Origin of the sequence: Borreliella lanei, from assembly GCF_014205895.1 — a bacterium.
GTDB lineage: Bacteria > Spirochaetota > Spirochaetia > Borreliales > Borreliaceae > Borreliella > Borreliella lanei.
Genome location: NZ_JACHFC010000007.1, coordinates 7,834 through 25,386 on the forward strand (window position 1 = coordinate 7,834; position 17,553 = coordinate 25,386).

Annotated in this window: 12 protein-coding genes and 2 pseudogenes; 10 read left to right on the forward strand and 4 right to left on the reverse strand. The window is 23.5% G+C overall.

What is annotated here, in order from left to right:
* Nucleotides 1-1,765: 1,765 nt before the first annotated feature.
* The 6 genes from HNQ06_RS04865 (at nucleotide 1,766) to HNQ06_RS04890 (ending at nucleotide 7,880) form a co-directional block, all read left to right on the forward strand.
* Complete coding sequence (locus tag HNQ06_RS04865; protein ID WP_184107822.1) at nucleotides 1,766-2,863, forward strand: plasmid maintenance protein; 1,098 nt, start codon at nucleotides 1,766-1,768, stop codon at nucleotides 2,861-2,863.
* A gap of 9 nt (nucleotides 2,864-2,872) precedes the next feature.
* The gene (locus HNQ06_RS04870) at nucleotides 2,873-3,427 is read left to right on the forward strand and encodes a DUF226 domain-containing protein (RefSeq protein WP_184107823.1); all 555 of its coding nucleotides are present in this window, start codon (nucleotides 2,873-2,875) and stop codon (nucleotides 3,425-3,427) included.
* The gene (locus HNQ06_RS04875; RefSeq protein WP_184107825.1) at nucleotides 3,403-4,155 is read left to right on the forward strand and encodes a ParA family protein; all 753 of its coding nucleotides are present in this window, start codon (nucleotides 3,403-3,405) and stop codon (nucleotides 4,153-4,155) included. Before HNQ06_RS04870 ends, HNQ06_RS04875 begins: the two co-directional genes overlap by 25 nt.
* A 58-nt stretch (nucleotides 4,156-4,213) precedes the next feature.
* Nucleotides 4,214-4,783, forward strand: a complete 570-nt coding sequence (locus HNQ06_RS04880; RefSeq protein ID WP_184107826.1) for a chromosome replication/partitioning protein — start codon at nucleotides 4,214-4,216, stop codon at nucleotides 4,781-4,783.
* Nucleotides 4,784-6,240: 1,457 nt separating this feature from the next.
* Nucleotides 6,241-7,419, forward strand: coding sequence for an MFS transporter (locus HNQ06_RS04885; RefSeq protein WP_184107827.1), 1,179 nt, complete (start codon nucleotides 6,241-6,243; stop codon nucleotides 7,417-7,419).
* 320 nt (nucleotides 7,420-7,739) lie between these two features.
* On the forward strand, nucleotides 7,740-7,880 hold the full coding sequence (locus HNQ06_RS04890) for a hypothetical protein (RefSeq protein WP_184107829.1): 141 nt from the start codon (nucleotides 7,740-7,742) through the stop codon (nucleotides 7,878-7,880).
* A gap of 396 nt (nucleotides 7,881-8,276) precedes the next feature.
* On the opposite strand, the gene HNQ06_RS04895 is transcribed toward HNQ06_RS04890, so the two are convergent.
* Nucleotides 8,277-8,468, reverse strand: a complete 192-nt coding sequence (locus HNQ06_RS04895; protein WP_343056771.1) for a DUF244 domain-containing protein — start codon at nucleotides 8,466-8,468, stop codon at nucleotides 8,277-8,279.
* Between the two features lie 1,920 nt (nucleotides 8,469-10,388).
* Between HNQ06_RS04895 and HNQ06_RS04900 the strand changes: the two genes are divergently transcribed.
* Entirely contained in the window at nucleotides 10,389-11,084 is a 696-nt protein-coding gene (locus HNQ06_RS04900) for an SIMPL domain-containing protein (RefSeq protein ID WP_184107833.1), read from the forward strand.
* Nucleotides 11,085-12,091: 1,007 nt separating this feature from the next.
* Here HNQ06_RS04900 and HNQ06_RS04905 read toward each other — a convergent pair.
* The gene (locus HNQ06_RS04905) at nucleotides 12,092-12,766 is read right to left on the reverse strand and encodes a CRASP family complement regulator-acquiring lipoprotein (RefSeq protein WP_184107835.1); all 675 of its coding nucleotides are present in this window, start codon (nucleotides 12,764-12,766) and stop codon (nucleotides 12,092-12,094) included.
* 1,100 nt (nucleotides 12,767-13,866) lie between these two features.
* Nucleotides 13,867-14,691: a virulence associated lipoprotein gene (locus HNQ06_RS04910; protein WP_184107836.1), complete on the reverse strand. Its 825-nt coding sequence runs from the start codon at nucleotides 14,689-14,691 to the stop codon at nucleotides 13,867-13,869.
* A gap of 501 nt (nucleotides 14,692-15,192) precedes the next feature.
* Between HNQ06_RS04910 and HNQ06_RS05880 the strand changes: the two are divergent.
* The 3 genes and pseudogenes from HNQ06_RS05880 to bdr form a co-directional block, all read left to right on the forward strand.
* A pseudogene (locus tag HNQ06_RS05880) lies at nucleotides 15,193-15,570 on the forward strand (P52 family lipoprotein); the annotation flags it as partial.
* Nucleotides 15,571-15,635: 65 nt separating this feature from the next.
* Nucleotides 15,636-15,965, forward strand: a complete 330-nt coding sequence (locus HNQ06_RS05885; protein ID WP_184107838.1) for a DUF226 domain-containing protein — start codon at nucleotides 15,636-15,638, stop codon at nucleotides 15,963-15,965.
* Between the two features lie 183 nt (nucleotides 15,966-16,148).
* Nucleotides 16,149-16,382 (forward strand): annotated as a pseudogene (bdr, locus tag HNQ06_RS05685) (Bdr family repetitive protein); the annotation flags it as partial.
* A gap of 464 nt (nucleotides 16,383-16,846) precedes the next feature.
* On the opposite strand, the gene HNQ06_RS04930 reads toward bdr, so the two are convergent.
* On the reverse strand, nucleotides 16,847-17,311 hold the full coding sequence (locus HNQ06_RS04930) for a hypothetical protein (protein WP_184107840.1): 465 nt from the start codon (nucleotides 17,309-17,311) through the stop codon (nucleotides 16,847-16,849).
* Between the last annotated feature and the right edge of the window lie 242 nt (nucleotides 17,312-17,553).

Here is a 17,553-nt window from a genome sequence, read left to right on the forward strand (position 1 = left end):
CCTCATTTGCTTTTTGGCCCATTTTTTGATAAGCTCGGCAGCCACTTTGTAATATTGCAAACCTAATATCGCCCATTACCATATATATGTAATTTTGATTTTAGTGTTGATCGTTCAACAAACCAACAATCCAATGTAACTGTTGATTACTTTGCTTTTAACAAAAAATTATGCTCAAGTATATAAGTAATTTGTTTATTGGGAGTTTTTGATTACTGTTAAATTTATAATTTTTATTAACGTGTAATTTTTAAAACATTATTTTTAAATATAATTATTTTCTTAATTGATCTTAAATTTATTTTTTATAAAAGCTTTTATTAATTTTGGTTTAATCACAGTTTACATTTCCTATCCAGTTGATATAAAAATAGAATAACGTTGTATAATATATTTTTATGCCTGTTGAACAAATGCCTACAAAATAAAATAAATTATTGTGCATCTGTAATAAGTTGTTTTTGTAAAACAAAAGCCTCAAAATTCAAAAAATCACCATAATTTAAAATATGCATTCAATAACTCAAATGCAATCAAATTTACTAAAGAAAATATGAAAAATTAAGCTCTAAAGAGCACAAAAAAGCTATACTATTGGTTAAATAGAAAATACGCAATTATAAAAATTTTTAGTGCAAACAAATCTGCTGAGGTGTGTTTATAGTATAGCTCGAGATAAAGAAAAAATCGCGTCAAAAAATTAAAAAATAAATTGACCCATTTAAAAAACATAAACACTTTATAATTGAAACAATTATATTTGAGTTATTTAATTATATTAAATAACACTTCTTTAAAGGATATATAACAAAAACCCCCCAATCTTTTTTTAATCTTTACTAATATCTTTCTTTGCTTTTAATAATGTCTTTTCTTTGATCTTAATTAGCACATATTTGCTAACTAAATAAAAGATTCTTAACTTTTATAATAATTATTAATAAATATTTAAATATCATGTCCAACATTATATTAAGACATACAACTAAAATTTACATTTTTATATAAGCAACTCTAAGGCCAAATAGTTAATACAATACATTTGCACTTTAAAATTATTTCCATTATTTTTTTTACAAGTTTCTGTAAACATTACACATTAAATGATCTGCAATAAACATTGCTTATAGAAAATTGAGTTATAAAAAGGCAAATTGTTTAACTTTCAGCAGGCATAAAAATCAGAAATTAAATAAGTTTAATATCTAAATATACTTATCAATACTGTTGTCAAATTAAATTACTATTTATACTATTAATTAAAATTTTTGACAATGCTATTTATTTTTTTATAAACTTGTGTGGGCTTTTAAGAATTTAACGCCCTCTTATTAAATTTTTCAGATCTAAATTCAGATTATTATTAATAAACAAATTTTTTTCATGTTTTTATTCTTTAATTTAGCAAATATGTAAAAAGTATTAAAAACTATTTTTATCGCCTTTTAAATAAAAAATTTTTGTAAAAGCTCAGGGCTTACATAAGCCCTCTGACCAAAGAACTTATATAAGCCCTGCTTGCCTCTCATAAAATGATCAAAAATAAATAGGTAGTTAATATGAAAATATTTTTCTACACTAATTGTAGTATAGCTCAAATTAGAATTAAAATCAATTTATCTTCATGTAAAATTGTAATCTTCCTAATTATAAACATTACAACAAATTATTAATTTTTATGATTTTTTTATAAAAGTATTTGCTTTTATTTAAATACTGTGCTATAAATATATTTATAAAAATCAAAATAACTAGGAGTAATAATATGCAAAATGCATTTATCAACCACAAAAACACACCTTGCCAGAACAAATTACAACATAAATTAATAGTTTTTATCTCAACGCTAAAATATATAAACAGCAAATATAAAAAATATACCCAAAATAATATACTTTATTACTTTAATGAAAATTTAAAAAGAAATGGACAACCAACTGTTAAACTAAAAACAATGCAAAATTATCTTTACAAATTAGAAAAAGAAATAAAAGTAACAACTAACTACCATAAACATTTGGGAGTAAATTTTGGAACTGAAATTTATTACAAACTTAATTATCCAAAAAAAGAATGCTACCTTAAAATTAATCAATACTTTAAAGAAAAAAAAGACATAAGATTCCAAAGAAGAGTTAATAGATACATTAAATACAAATTTAATAAAGAGGGGAATCTAAATTTAGAGGAGTGTAGTAATAATAATAATAATAATAATAAAGAAGAAGAGATAAAAAACAATCAAATAGAAAAATATCAAACAAAAAAATATTTCAATAAATGTAATTTCATGTCCAAAGAAGCCATGTCTATTTTAAAACTGAACATTAACAAGGATAAAACAATTGAAATAATAAAAATAATAAAAAAAATTGAAATTAACCTAACTAAAAACAAAAATAAAATTCGTTTTAAGGAAAAACAAAAAATATTAAAAGAAATATTAAAAAAAACCCAAAAAGATTTAGAAAAAAAAGGATATGAAGCTAAACAATTAAAACTCCAAATTGAAAAAATATACAAAAGTTACAAAAATAAGCCACATTTTATAATAGAAAGCAAAAAATACAAAGACCTAGACAACATAAGGATTAAACTACAAAAATCAATTGAAATTAAAAAAGAAAGCCCTATAAAAAAATATAAAAACATAAAAATAAATATTTTCAACATACTAATCGAGCAATTAAAAAAAGAACTTGAAATAAAATCTTTAAAACCAATTATAAAAAATTATTTGAATAGAAAAAAAACTCTAGAATATGATAACGTGTTTAATACATATTATTACGAATTGTTAGAAAATATAAAAAAAAAGAAAAATAACCTGGGCAAAAAATTGTTAAGCAAAGATGTTACATAAGGAAAATATATGAAAAACATCATAAAATCTATAAAAATAGAGAAAACAAGAATTAAATGTAAAAATAAAGATCGTTTCATAAAGATTGAGAAAGAAAATGACAAAACAATGTATCATACAAAAATAATGATGGACATTTATAAGCTAGGAATTGATAATAAAAGAAATGAGTGTCGTATATCATTAAGAACACTATTTAATCAAATGAAAGTTGAAGAGGTTCGTTTATATTCTATAAAAGAAGGGGACAAATTTTTAGGTATTTACTATGGCTATAGAAAACCAATAAAAAACATTTTCGTAAAATATGAAATAAATGGAACTACAAAGTCATATGGATTATCAAAAGCACATTACATAGAATTTAGATTTAAAAAAGGAAGTGTTTTTTGCTACTTTAAGGGATTATTTCGTTTATTAAAAAAAGAAAAAGAAAATACACCATATAATATAGCATGTATTGATATGTTTACAAAATTAGAAAAACACGTATATGAATTTTATGGCAAAAAATATCCAGAAAAAGGAATAATTATAAGATGGATAGAAAAAAATCAAAAATAATAACAATTGCAAGCCTTAAAGGAGGTGTTGGTAAAAGCACAAGCTCAATAATATTTGCAAATCTATTATCACAAAAGCACAAAGTGCTTTTAATCGACACAGATGATCAAGCTGCCACTACAAGCTATTATTATAATGAATTGGAAGCAAAAAATTTCGATGTATCTAAAATAAACATAGGAAATGTTATAAAGGACGGTATAGATATTAATAAAAGCATTATTAATATTGATAATAACATAGCTTTAATACCCAGTTATATAACAGCTGACGAATTAAATGGAGAGTATTATTACGACAATCGACACCTTCCTATTGAATTTTCATTGAAGACAAAATTAAATTCTATAGCAGATAACTATGATTATATTATAATTGATACTAACCCCAAAAGGAATTTCACATTAAAAAGCTCTCTAATTAGCAGTCATTATGTAATATCTCCAATGACGGCAGAAAAATGGGCAGTTGAAGGATTTGAAACATTAAGAAGATATATAAAAGAAGTCGCCGGAATACCAATATTTATTGTTATTACAAGGTTTAAAAAAAATGTTACCCATAAACAATTAATGGAAATAGTAAGCATGAAAAGTGGGTTTTTGGGATATATAAGTGAAAGAGAAGATTTAAATAAAAGAATAGGGTGTAATGAAAAATTTGATTTTTCAAAAGATTATATTATTGAATATAAAAAAATATTAGATGTTTTTTTAGGAAAATTGTAAGAATTAACAAACTTAACAAGTTCGGCATGCCGAACTTGTTGGACATAAGGGCAAAAATATGAATAAAAAAAGCATTAATTTAAAAATTAATAAAAGAATTTCAGAAAATAATTTAAATTATTTTCTTGATCAAAGAAATGAAAATCAAAGAAAAGAAGAATTTGAGCGATTAATTACGCAATTAAAAAATAATATTAAATCAGAAATATATAATATTATTGATACTATGAAGATCCTTAAGAAAATAAATGACAAGAAACTCTATTTAGAAGGAGGATACAAATCTTTTAAAGACTTTTTATCAGATTTTAAATTAGCAAAGACACAATCTTATGAATATATAAAATTGGCTGCTGCAGTTGAGGCGGGGATATTAGAAGAAAATTTTATTGCCAATAATGGAATAAGGGCCTCTATAAGATATATTAAAAATAAAGCAAATAGTACAATAAAAAAATCAAAACAAAATCCAATAAAACCACTAAGATTTCAGCTTAAGAATAAGGAAAGTTATGTATTTTATAAAAGCAATTCTAGGTTTGCAAGTTTTATGATGGATGAGATTTTTGAAAATCAAAAAGATTTTCTTAACAAACTTTTAAAAAGATATAAGGAATCAAAAGGATAATAAGAAAATTTTAAAAGCAATTTGATCTTTAATATTATTAAAATATAAAGCTAGAGATCATGAATAAATAATTTAATAAATAGGAAAATATATACAAAAAAAGCAACCGGAAATCTAAAAGATCATTCGCTAAGCAGCGAAGTTATATTGGATACAAAGCATTTGGAAAAAAATAAATATAATCAAAGAAAAAGGTAAGTTGATCCCAATAGACAATAAATTGTCAACAATAGGCAACGAAGAATGTTTTTAATTTTGATCATAATAAATTTTGCAAAGAAACACACTTAATAAGCAAGGCCTAATAAGTTGAGCACTATTTTGGTTAGTGTCAATGTGTTTTAAGAATTAATAGCGAGGCGAGCGCTTAAAAATATTTTAGGAGGAACAAGCCTTTTAAAGAAAATTTATATATGCTTAAGAGCAAGGATTTAATATAATTTATGATTTAGAGCTATAGAATTTATTAAAACACACGATTAACTATTAAAGAATGGGCAAATTAGCAACTTTAGCGGGGGCCAATATTATAAAAAAGGACGGGCTGTTAATAGTGATGTTATATAGCTTCTAAGGGCCAATAAGGACCACTATTAATTATATAAATAATGTTGTTTTAAATTTAAAAAAAAGAGGCTATTTTAAATAGCAAATATTTTCTAGAATACTATATTCAAGTATTAATTTAGAAATTAAAATCAATGAGTTTGCTATGAATCTTAAATTCGTTTTATTAACTTCAGCCCCACCATAATTTTATTTGTTTTAACTACATAATTGGGGGATCCAAGCCCTATTCATTTTTAAAAATGAAAGATATATAGGTTAAAGACAGCCAGGTCTATTTAAAGTATATTTTTATTTGATAAAAAAATATTAAATTGGTTTTTATGATTTTTATATATTTTTAGTTAGTAGTAAGTTATAAAGTTTTTTGTAAATTGCCAATAATTCTTGTTAAATCATCCGCTTTTATTGTTTATCAATAGTTGGCAATAGTAATTTAAACGTCCCAAACATATATATTTTCTTTGGCGCCAACTATATAAAATTAAAATCATTTTGTTTGTAGTTTAATTTTTCTAGCATCTTTGGTTCTAAAATCTCTTTCGTTGAGCTAAATCTTTAAATTTATAAACATTCTCTTTTTTAATTTCTAAAAGATTTTTAGTTTGTCTATTGCTTTTAAATTGCTTTACTAATAGTAACTTTTCTGCTATTTTTCTTTTATTTTTATTTGATATGCTTAGTTGATTATTGGGTTGAGGCTTTTAATTAAATTACATGCAAAGAATGATATAATGATAATTATCTTGCCAATATTTATTCATCAATCCTTATATTCTTTTTTTTCGTTTGTGAAAGTTAATTATAAATTGTATTAATTATTATTAATATTATTTTTGCTTTGGCAATGAATATGAAAAAATTAATTTTTTAAAATATAATAAAGATTTATGATAGAAAGCAAACATCAAAGATATTATTTTTATTCATTATTTTTGTCAGAACTTGCAAGAACTTTGCCCCATGCTGTATTAACTATTGTTTTAATAAACAAAAGTTTATCACTAAAAGATATTGCTATGGTACAAATTTGTTATATGATAGCAATTATTATTTTTGAATTTCCGTCAGGCGTAATATCAGATATTTTTGATAGAAAAATTGTTTATTTAGTATCAATTTTTTTATCAATGTCTTCTTATTTTATTATTTTTAAAACCTCTTCGTTTATACTTATTTGTGTTTCATGGTTTATATATGGGATGTCAGCTGCTATTAATACCGGTACGATTGATATTAGTTTTACTAAAATATATCAAAATAACTCAAAAAAGCTAAAAGCTTTTATATCTTTTGTAAAAATAATTCTAAGTATTGGTGCTATTTTAGGCGGATACATCGGAAGTGTACTATATTTATATATTGATATAAAAATTTACCTAATTTCATTATTAATATATTTGGTAGCGTTTTTAATTACAATTTTTTTTATACCAAATGATAAAAATACAGATCATAAGCATATTAAAAAAGATTTAAGTTTATATCTTATAAAGTTTAAAAAAATTGTAATTAAATTATTAAAATCTAAAAAACTTTTAGAATTATTTATTTTGATTGGCTCTATTCAATTTTTTTATCAACCTTTTTATTTATACTGGCAAGCAATTTTTATTGACAAAACCATATCTATTAGTATATTTGGAATTATCTATGTGATATTTCGTTTATCAGATATTGTAGGAGCATGGGCATTTAGGAAAATTCAACATTCAAAATATGATATTTATATTATTTTAACCATAATATCTTTATTATCAGTTTTAATTAAAATAGTTTCACATATTTACATATTTATTGCTGTAATCACATTTTTAGTAATTTTAATTGCTATTTATTCTAATAATTTAGAATATTTTTTAAGAAAAAATATAGATTCAAAGGTTTTGGGAACTATAACTTCTATTAATAGTGTAATATCTCGTATATTTTCATTTTTAGCATTGGCTATATGTTCGGTTTTAACTAATTTTATAAGTGCTATAAATACATTTGTTTTATTAATATTTATTTTTTGTACATTATCTATTGTTGTGGTGTATAAATTTAGAAATAATAGGAAAAGCTAAAAAGTAGATATTATTAATATATTTTTTAAATAAAAGATATTAGAATGCTTTATAATTTATTTATTTTAGGTTAAATGTTTTTAAAAATTAAATTATAGTTTACTTAATATTAACCCGCATATTTTTTATTATTCTGCTTAAAGATAAGTAAAATATCATCTAACATGACGCCAATGTAATGCATAAATTTATAAAAGAAACGTAAAGCACGCTTTAAAAATAAAGGAGCCAAAACTTCTAACTTAAAGAATGTAGCTAAAAACATTAGAGGCAATTTACCTTTGGTTTACTGATGTTTTTGTAGATTTTTGGAGTTTGAATTGATTATACATTCAAAAAATATTTTAATAAATGTAATTTCCTGGCAAAAAACTATCTCAATTTTAAATTTAGATATTGGTAAAGATAAATTAATTGAAATAAAAAAGAATAAAGTTGCCCTAAAAATTGCAAGCAAATAAAGATAAATATTTTTAATATACTTATTGAACAGCTAAAAAAAAGAAGCAAAAATTAAAGCTTGAAATCCAATTGTAAAAAATTATTTGAATGCAAAAAATAAATTAGAATATAATAAAGTATTTGATAGGTATTATTATGGATGATTAGAAATTGTAAAAAGAGAAAATAATTCTTTAATGTTAAAAGAGTTTATCAAAAAAGCCATATAAGGATTAAATATGGAAATAACACTTAAGTATATGAAAATAGAAAAACCATTTATTCAATGTAATAATAAAGATAGTTTTATAAAGATTGAAACAGAAAATTATAAAACAATGTATCATGAAAAATAATGCAAGAGTAAATGGTATTGATGGTATTAATTTTATGATAAATAATTCTAAAACCCGAGTTTAAATTTTTTTTGGTGCTGATCTTAAACTGTCAATTTCAACAAGAGCACACTCAAGACTAACAACAGCTTGCTCGGGTTTAATTTCAAAATCTATAAAATCGATATGCTCTACAAATTTATTTATCCAATCAAGCTCAATCCCAGTTAATGAAAATTTGCTTTTACCCACCAACTCTTCAACAAACTTTATTAAATATCATCATTATTATTATTATTATTTAATATTAATAAATTAACCCCATTGTTTTCAAAAATTTTGTTTCTTAAATTGAGAACGTCCAGTTCACATTTTTTAACAAATTTAAAAACCTTTGATATTAAAGAATCATTTTCTATAATTTTACAGTTAATTGGTGCGTCCCCTACTAAAAAGAATAAATTACAACACTCAAAACCAGTACAACGCTTATATAATTTGAATCCCTACCCATAATCTTTAAAAAATCCACAACACAATCGCTATTGATAAAACAGCTTAATTAATTCTACTAAGGTTTCTAAACTATCCACTTTTTTAAATAATTATATTTATCAACCCCATTAGTATATTTCATTGACTATTTTATAAGGATTGCTTTTGTAGCCACAGTGCCATGTTGAACTACTAAATGAAATAAGCTTGATAGAATAAGAAAAGAACTCTCTATATGTATAATGAGTGTATCAATAAATTCTGACAGTACATATTCATACAATGTTGCATTAATTTTTTCCATACTCACAATATATCTATTTTCAATCGATATACTAGTTGGGTAAATTTCTTTATCAAAGATATCAATATAATTGGCTTCAATTTTAAATAAATTTATTATTTATCCTTTTCTGGAAACTTTTTTTTGATAATATATTCTAGCTGAAAATCCTTTAACTTAAATTAAAGTACAAATTGCCCTTATATTTAATTGCAACTCTATTTGGAAGAGGCAAAAATCACTGATATTTGTTCTGCATAATAAAAATCAAAGATAATTTTTGGGGCAAAATTAATAAACAAGGAGATTCAAAAAAAATAGTTAGCAGCTATAGTTTTAATGTTATTAAAGACTATATAGTAAAATATCAAACAATTTTTAATCAATTTTTACAAAAACAACAATTGTATACTACAATTGTTGTCCATTTTACAGATAAAGGATTTTTATATTGAATATTTAATTAAATGATAAAAAGTTAAGAACTTATTACCGGCAGTTAAAGGAAAATTGCTTTTACAATATAAAAGAAGAAAGAATTTTAATTCTCTTTATTTAAAATTAAATAACAACAATATTTCTAATCATTTGCTCTAGATTTATAGGGTTTCTATCTATGCTTAAAATGACACCTTAAAAAGCTTTATTCAAAATCTTTCAATTTACTATTTTTCAGACCTTATGGAATCTTTATAATTACTATAATTATTTAATAATTGATTAACAATATTAATTTTTTTAATAAACAAAGATCTTAAAACGGCTCTAAATAAATTCATAAAGCCATAAAACCACAATCTAAAATGATTATAAGTATTAAATAGTAATAACTATGAATTAGAATTTAATTCAAAAAATGATTTTTTTAATATTTTGAAATGTTAAAAAATTGTGTGCTATTTTTAAGCGCAAGATTATAGAAATAACTTTTTGCTTCACCCCATGATGACTTTTTAATTGCTTCAACTAACTTAATTTTTGCAACTATTTTGGTTTTTATTTTTTTATAATAACAATGTTAAAAAGTCATAGCAGTATTTATATTTATACGAAATATTACAATTGCCATAAGTTAATTTAATATTACTATAATTTATTTTATAGTTTGGTATTTTATGATATAAAAATTTTACACGTCCAAATATCTTATATGTATATGACAAATAAATTAATTTTTAATAATCATTTTGTACATTCCATTAATTATTCTACACTTTTAATGCCTAAATGAAAAAATTTGGTTATATTTTTATTAAGGATATTTAATTTGTATTTTTTATAAAACACCATACTTTATGGGTTCATAAAATTTTGATCTACTAAAATGTATTCAGATTTATTAACATTAAGCAATATGTTAAAATAAATTTAAATGCAGCAATTCTAATGTATTATTTATTTAAGGAGACTAGCCTATGTTTAGGGGAAAAGAAATATCTTTCTTGTTATTTTCATTGCTTTTGTTTATATCATCAATTATAATTTCTCACGGAATAAAAAATATTGGTACTAAAAATGAAAATTATATTACGGTTAAGGGCCTCAGCGAAAGAGAAATTTTATCAACATCTTCTAGTTGGGAGTTTAGATATAGCTTAACTGGTGACACTATCAGTGATATTAATAAAGCAAATAATTTAAGCTTGTCTAAGATTAAAAGCTTTTTTTTAAAACATGGATTTAGCGAAGACCATATAAAAATGGGATTTATGGAATTTAATGAAGAGAATTACAAAGAATCTCTTTATAAGTATAGAGCATATATATCTTTAGCTGTTCATACAAAGAATATTGAGAAAATGGAAGCAGCAGAAAAAAATATTGCTGAGCTTTATAATCAAGGTATATTAATTAGCAATAGTGGGGGGCCAAGGTATTACTTTGACAATATTAATGATATAAAACCCGAAATGTTGGCAGATTCAATTAAAAATGCAAAATTGGCGGCTTTGGAATTTGCAAAACATTCAAGTTCAAAATTAGGAAAAATTAAAAATGCAAATCAAGGATATTTTGAATTTCTTCCAATTGACAGAAGTTTGGGCGCTCAAGAGCGGTATCCAAAAAAAATATTAAGGATCGTTACAACCGTTTCTTATTATTTGAATTAATGGGCGAAATATTATTTATAAATAAAATTGTAGAAATAGCTTATAGTTTCATTTTATGATGACGCAATCTATAAGCTTAACTATGGCCCCTTTACTTTTTGTACATAGTACAAAATACGCGTATACCTAAATTTATAATTTTTTACAATTAAATCATAGACGGATAATTTTTTGATTTTAGTTAATTAGTTAAAACTATTTTTAGAAAATTTAATATCCACATCTTAAAGATCATTTAAACTTCCTACAAAAGTTATTTGTATTACTAGTAATTTTATGGTGTTGATGTTACTTTAGGAGTTTTCACGGGTTTAATTCGGCTTTAGTATTCAATTGTTAATATTGCTTTCAGTTTGCCTACACCTGATTATTAAAAATAAAAAAAGTAAAATATAATTAAATTTAATTTGCCGCTCCTTAGCATAATTTTACCATGTTTATTTATAAATTAGTTTTATTATATCTTTTATAAAAATTAAATTTTTATAAAAGATATATCAATTTAGTAATGTCGTTTCAGAAATTTAGATTGCTTGCTTATTTTAATAAAACAGGCTTGCAGTTCTTTTAAACCCCTTTCAGACCCTTTAATTATTCTTTAAATTTTTAAGATATTTTTTGGTTTTTCTAAAAACTTCTGTAGTTTATTTAAATCTTTGATTTTAATTTTGACAGTTTCCAGAATACTTTCGGATCGATCAATATCATTTATTTAAATTTTATCCCTTAATGTCGATTTAAACTTTCCAAAATTAACAGCAAAGTTTTCTATTATAAGTAGATCTCTTATTGGGTTTGTTTTAATATTAAAATAATTGTTTTTGCAATTTTTGCTTTTTTAAAGGTTTAATTGTTTGTCATTTATCAATTAATTTCAATTTGTTTTTCTGTTTGTGTAATTAAATTTCTGTGTGTTTGATTAAAGCAATATTAATGGGAAATAATAAACTTTTTATTAGGCCGTTATTTAAGGGTCTAATTTTACTTTAACCCGGTATTATTTTAATTCATAATGCTGGAATAGGCATTGATAATATGGTTTTTTTCAGATTTCTAACCTTTTTATTTTTTTCGTTAAACTGATTATATATTGTATTGAAATAGGTTTCTGATTTAGAATCATCTAGTTTTATAGAATTTTCATTGTTTTGATGATCTAATAAGATCCTTTTTATGATTGTTGAAAAAAAATTCCTTATAGAGAACAGTTTTTCAAGAGAATTTTTGATATTTTCTAAATCTGAGGTGTTTGCCTTGTCTAAAGTCTCTTTTTTTAAGTCTAAGTGATTAATTACCTGCTCTATATTAAGTTCTAAAATTGCTATACTATTTAATACTTTGCCCGGTGATTTTAGTTTTGTTTTATGAAATATGGTTGAAAATTTATTGAATTCATCATCTGTTAAAAAACTATTTATAAAATCGAAAGCCCTTTTATCTATCTCGAAAACTTTCTTATTGTTTTTATCATTTACAAGGTTTTGATCTACTGGCTTAGCTTGTAGCAATTTGCGTTTGTCGATGCTTTCTTTAGTTGTTGCTATTAAATTTTTTATTTCATTAATATATTCGTTTTTTGTTTTATCAACATGTTTTTTTATTTCCGGTTTAGTGTCATGGTTGGCAGTGCAGCTATTTAAAAGTAAAAAAACACACATGCATAAAATTATGTTGTTTTTCATAAAAATTTCTCCTCAATTAGTATAGATTAATTGTATTCTTATATTAGAGAACATGCAACACATAAGCTTGACGGAATAATAAGATGCTTTTATGAGACTAAATAAGTAGTTTTTGACAATAAAATTGTCTTATTATATCTGTTTAATATTTTTAAGTTTTAAGATTTTTTAAAGTTTTTAAAAAGCTATCTAAAAAATAAGATCCCATCTTTATTGCTAGAATTAAATTTGTATTATTTTGTTTTATTATACTAATAAACATTAATAATGCTTATCTTCCTTCTATGATAAACTTTTCAAGAAAATCTTTAAATTTATAAAGTTTCTGTTATTATTTTATATAAAATTTCCATCGATTCAATTTTATTATTGTCACTACATTAGTTTTGTAACTAATTTTTATAACTTTAATATTCCATTTTATTATTTTTGATGGGTTTTAAAACGATAGTGATATTTTTAGAGATGCTAGAATTTAGTGGCGATTAGAATCATATATTCTAAATTTAATATTTAGATAAAAAAGTAGAGACAAGAGCATGGTCATCCAAAATCAAATAAATAATGATAAAAGGGGGTTTGTATAAACCATATATGAAATTTATTATGTAAAATTTAGGTTTAAAAAAATAAAAATTTGTCAAGTGGGGGTATTATAACTAAATGAGCAATAAAAACTATAAAATAATTAGCATTCCAAATATATAAATAAGCTTATTAACATCTATGCTTGAAAATCAATTTATGAAAAACAGCAATTCTTTTAAAAGAACAGAAAATTAAATTAGATAAGCAAGGTAAATATATTAAAGGAAAATTTTATTTTTATAATAAAGTAAATATTGGATATTAGTAATAGAGAGCTTGTCAATTAAAGGGGTACTGTGTGAATTTGGGTTTTAACACTTTACATGATAGAGATATAAGCATAACTCTAAATTTTAAGGTTTCTTATTATAAAGAAATAAAAACCAAGGCAAGAACTTTTTGAAGCAAGGGGATATTTTTATAATCTTTGATTTAGAAATAGCAGTTAACAACGTTAGGCCTATCTTTAATAAAAGATAGGCCTTTACATTATGACAATTTCAATATGTAAATTAAAGGTTCTCTATTGAACATATGTCATTTTTCAGCTTTAGTGCTTCTTTGGTTGTTTTTGTCATTTGATTGAAAAGTGTATCTGCATGAGATTTAAGTTCATTTTTATCTGTTTGTATACGATTTGTATTATTTTTATAGTCTAATAAGAGCTTGTGCATCATTTCTGAAGCGATTTTTTTTCTCTCTAAAAAATTTTCCAAAGAATCTTTAAGCTTTTCTAAAACCGAAGTCTCTAATTTTTCTAGATTGTCTTTTTTGGGATATAGGAAATCAACCACTTCTTCAAAAGCACCTCCAAGTGAGTTAAGGTTGTTAAATATGCCTTGTGTTTGGCCTGATGCGATTACAATTTCTGAAAAATTCTTTAAGGCATCATCATCAATAGTATTTAAGATGCTATAAGTTCGTTTTCTATAGGCTCTAGATCTTTCGGTATTTGCGGACAGCTGTTCATTTGTTCCGTCTAGCCAGAACAAATCTTTGAAAGCTAGTATTCCATATTGGCTTGAAGATTCTTCTTTTAACTTTTGTACATATTTATCATTATCTTTTTTAGCTGTTTCTATTAAATTTCTTAAATTATCAAGCAGCGTGTTTTTTGTTTTTTTATTAATGTCTTCTTCTTTTTTGGAGTTTGATTCTTGATTTGGAACTTCTTTTTGATTTAGGTTTGTTTTTGTTTTAGGTTTTAATCCTTTTTTATTAGATTTTAGTCCTTTTTTACTAGATTGATACTTAATATCTTTTTGATTGGTGTTAAAATCTGGATTGCAAGCTAAAAATAAAAAAACAAATAAGCTTGCAATAATTTTATATTTCATAAATATTCTCCTTAATTAAAATCTAAAATATATAATCCAATATTAAATATAATACAATATTAAATATAATCCAATATTGTATTATATTTAATATTGTATGTAGAATAATAAAATATTAGAAGAATCATAACAATATTTTTATTGTGAGAAGTTTTATATTATTTTTATACATGTGTTAATAATTTTTTTATTAGGGGTAATTATTGTGCTCTTATAATATTTAATTTTATAGAATAATTTTTATCTAGTGTCTGTGGATATTCTTTAGAAAGGTATCTTTATTTTATAAAAATATTATTTAAATACTTAATTTCTATAAATTAATATTTTGGTATTTAACAAGCTTTGAGAAAAGATAAAATTGGTATAGACGTGTGTATTATGTGTATTCATTCTAGTGCAATCTAATCTATCTTAGTAGAACTTTTTAAGTTTAGCAATAATAGTGTTTTGATAAACTTAAAAAGTTTATTTTGGTATTAAGATGGGCAAGGAGTATGTATGAATACTTTGTTTGAAATTTGTATAATAATATTCGCTGTAGCTTTATTGGGTTGTTATTTGCCTGATAAACAAGAGCAAGCTGTTAAAACTTTTTTTGATAATTTTAATAATTTAGAAAATTGTGGTATGCGAGCTGATGGTATTATTACTGAGGGTAACTTTTCTAATTTAAATTATGTGCAGTTGAACATCGTTTGCTGGATGATATAGAGAAGACTCTCTCTATAGCTTAAAAGATGGCAGTTGCCCTATACCTCCATTGCCTGACTATATAATGAGAACTATTTTAATAAATTCTTTTTAGATTTAGGTTCTGAGCGATTTAGAGAATTGATTAGATTATTTAGTAGGGTAAAAAATGATCATAATAATAAATTTAAAAATGCTCAAGCTGATAAATTTTCAATTTATTTAGTGAATTCTTTAAACAAAGAGGAAAAATGTATTTATTTATTTCCAATAAGAGATGGGGATGCGTTTTGGGGATGTTTTATGGATTCAAGAAGATCAAGTATGATAAATTGTGCAGTGATTACTCTTCTTTTTGTAAATTTTTCAAAAAAATATTTAAGACTTTTAATAAAATTTGTTACATTGAATTTAGGTTCAAAATGGGTAGTGTATTTTTATATATCCACACTATAGCTTATTTGATTACAAATCCCAATGTTAGATTTTCTAGAAAATTATATAATAAAATATTAAACTTGGAAAAAGAAGTGTTCAATTTTTATTCTAAAGATTTGGGCCCCACAGGAATTATAAACTAAGTGGATCGCGAAAATTAATCAGAAAAAGTTGGAAAAAATGGAGAATCCCAGTTTACTCCACAGTCGACAGCGTCAACTATGAAAATATATTGTTATTTGGCATTGATTTTTGATACAATGTACTTAGTAGGTGAGTGAGTTATGGAATCTGTGTTGACAAAAAATGACATTACCGAAGAATAAATATATAAAGAGTTTCTTTGATTAGAGATGGAGCAACTAATAGCTCAAGATTTGTCAAAAAGATATTATCACAATGAGCTTACATATAGAGATTTAGAAAATTTAGAAAAACAATTTGGTATAAAGTTTGATAATATTATTTCTGAAATTTCTTACGTAGAAAAGAATTTAAATCTAAAAATAGATAATTTAGATATTAAGATTGATAACTTAGAACAGAATATAAAAAAAGAGCCACAAATGTATAGCTAAGTTTTTTTGAAAAGCTTAAGGTTGGCAATAGAATAATAAGTATATTGCAGTAGTAGTTGTGCCCGTTGCTATATCCTTTTTAATACCTTTTATTATGTCGTTAATTGGCAGCTGTTTTAAATAGAAATTACAAATAATTTTTTACCTTAATCAAGAAAAAAGATTTTAGATATAATTCGCTTTTTCAATTTGTTAGTATTTTTATAGATTCCTAGACGTTTTAGGTTTGCATTAATGTATAATTTTAGATTATGCAAATTTTTGCAAGACCCATTTTCATTAAAAAAATTTGAAATTAAATTTATAATAGTAGATTTAAGCCCGGTAGTGTTTTTAGATAATAATTTAGATTGTCTTGATTTAGCTTTAGAGGTGAAAAATGACTTAATGTAGCTAAGCTTTTGCGATAAATTTAATATGCAAGGCTCGTTAACTAAAAAGATGTTTTATGGCTTAGAGTTGTATTTGAGTTCATGTGGTGTTTCTTTTGACTTTACAATTAAAGAGTAAACAATTTTCAGTTGTTTAGTAGTAATCCTAAAACCAAATGTGGTTTTAGCTACACAATTGATTTTGTGTGCATTAATAGTTAACAATCTATTTTTGTCTAGATTTTCAATACATCTAGAAATTTCATTAGAACAAATTAGAGAATATGTTTGAATTTGTAAACCGTTGTTCAATGTATAAGAAATTATATCAGATTTGAAATTGTAAGGAGTTTTGATATTTAGATTTTTTATATGAGGTAGTGGAATTCCAGATGCCATAATAATTCCAAGTAATTGGTGAGTAGTGCTAGAAGAATTGATAAGGTTTTTACTAATTAAAATGAATTCTTTAGGATTTATTTTATAAAAATTCTTATGCTTAGTAAATTTATGTTTTAAAAAAAATTTGAAAAAAATCATGTAAACATTGTATACTTCTTTTTAAGAAATCCAACCTTTTAGGTAATGAGCTTTTTGGGTTAAAGTTAGAGATTTCCCAAAAATTCAAATCAAATTTTTAGCTTTTTCGAGTAAAGATAGAGTTTTTAGGAATAAATGTTTAGTTATTGAAGTTGACTTTGGAGCTGAAATATCTATACTATTTAAAAATTAAATATTTAATTTTTAAATAGTATAGATATTTCAGCTCCAAAGACAACTTC

What these genes read in the sequence shown, in the direction of transcription:
- HNQ06_RS04865 (WP_184107822.1), top strand. Translation starts at nt 1,766, where the DNA reads ATGCAAAATGCATTTATCAACCACAAAAACACACCTTGCCAGAACAAA.
- HNQ06_RS04870 (WP_184107823.1), top strand. Translation starts at nt 2,873, where the DNA reads ATGAAAAACATCATAAAATCTATAAAAATAGAGAAAACAAGAATTAAA.
- HNQ06_RS04875 (WP_184107825.1), top strand. Translation starts at nt 3,403, where the DNA reads ATGGATAGAAAAAAATCAAAAATAATAACAATTGCAAGCCTTAAAGGA.
- HNQ06_RS04880 (WP_184107826.1), top strand. Translation starts at nt 4,214, where the DNA reads ATGAATAAAAAAAGCATTAATTTAAAAATTAATAAAAGAATTTCAGAA.
- HNQ06_RS04885 (WP_184107827.1), top strand. Translation starts at nt 6,241, where the DNA reads ATGATAGAAAGCAAACATCAAAGATATTATTTTTATTCATTATTTTTG.
- HNQ06_RS04900 (WP_184107833.1), top strand. Translation starts at nt 10,389, where the DNA reads ATGTTTAGGGGAAAAGAAATATCTTTCTTGTTATTTTCATTGCTTTTG.
- HNQ06_RS04905 (WP_184107835.1), bottom strand. Translation starts at nt 12,766, where the DNA reads ATGAAAAACAACATAATTTTATGCATGTGTGTTTTTTTACTTTTAAAT.
- HNQ06_RS04910 (WP_184107836.1), bottom strand. Translation starts at nt 14,691, where the DNA reads ATGAAATATAAAATTATTGCAAGCTTATTTGTTTTTTTATTTTTAGCT.
- HNQ06_RS05885 (WP_184107838.1), top strand. Translation starts at nt 15,636, where the DNA reads ATGTATTTATTTATTTCCAATAAGAGATGGGGATGCGTTTTGGGGATG.
- HNQ06_RS04930 (WP_184107840.1), bottom strand. Translation starts at nt 17,311, where the DNA reads ATGATTTTTTTCAAATTTTTTTTAAAACATAAATTTACTAAGCATAAG.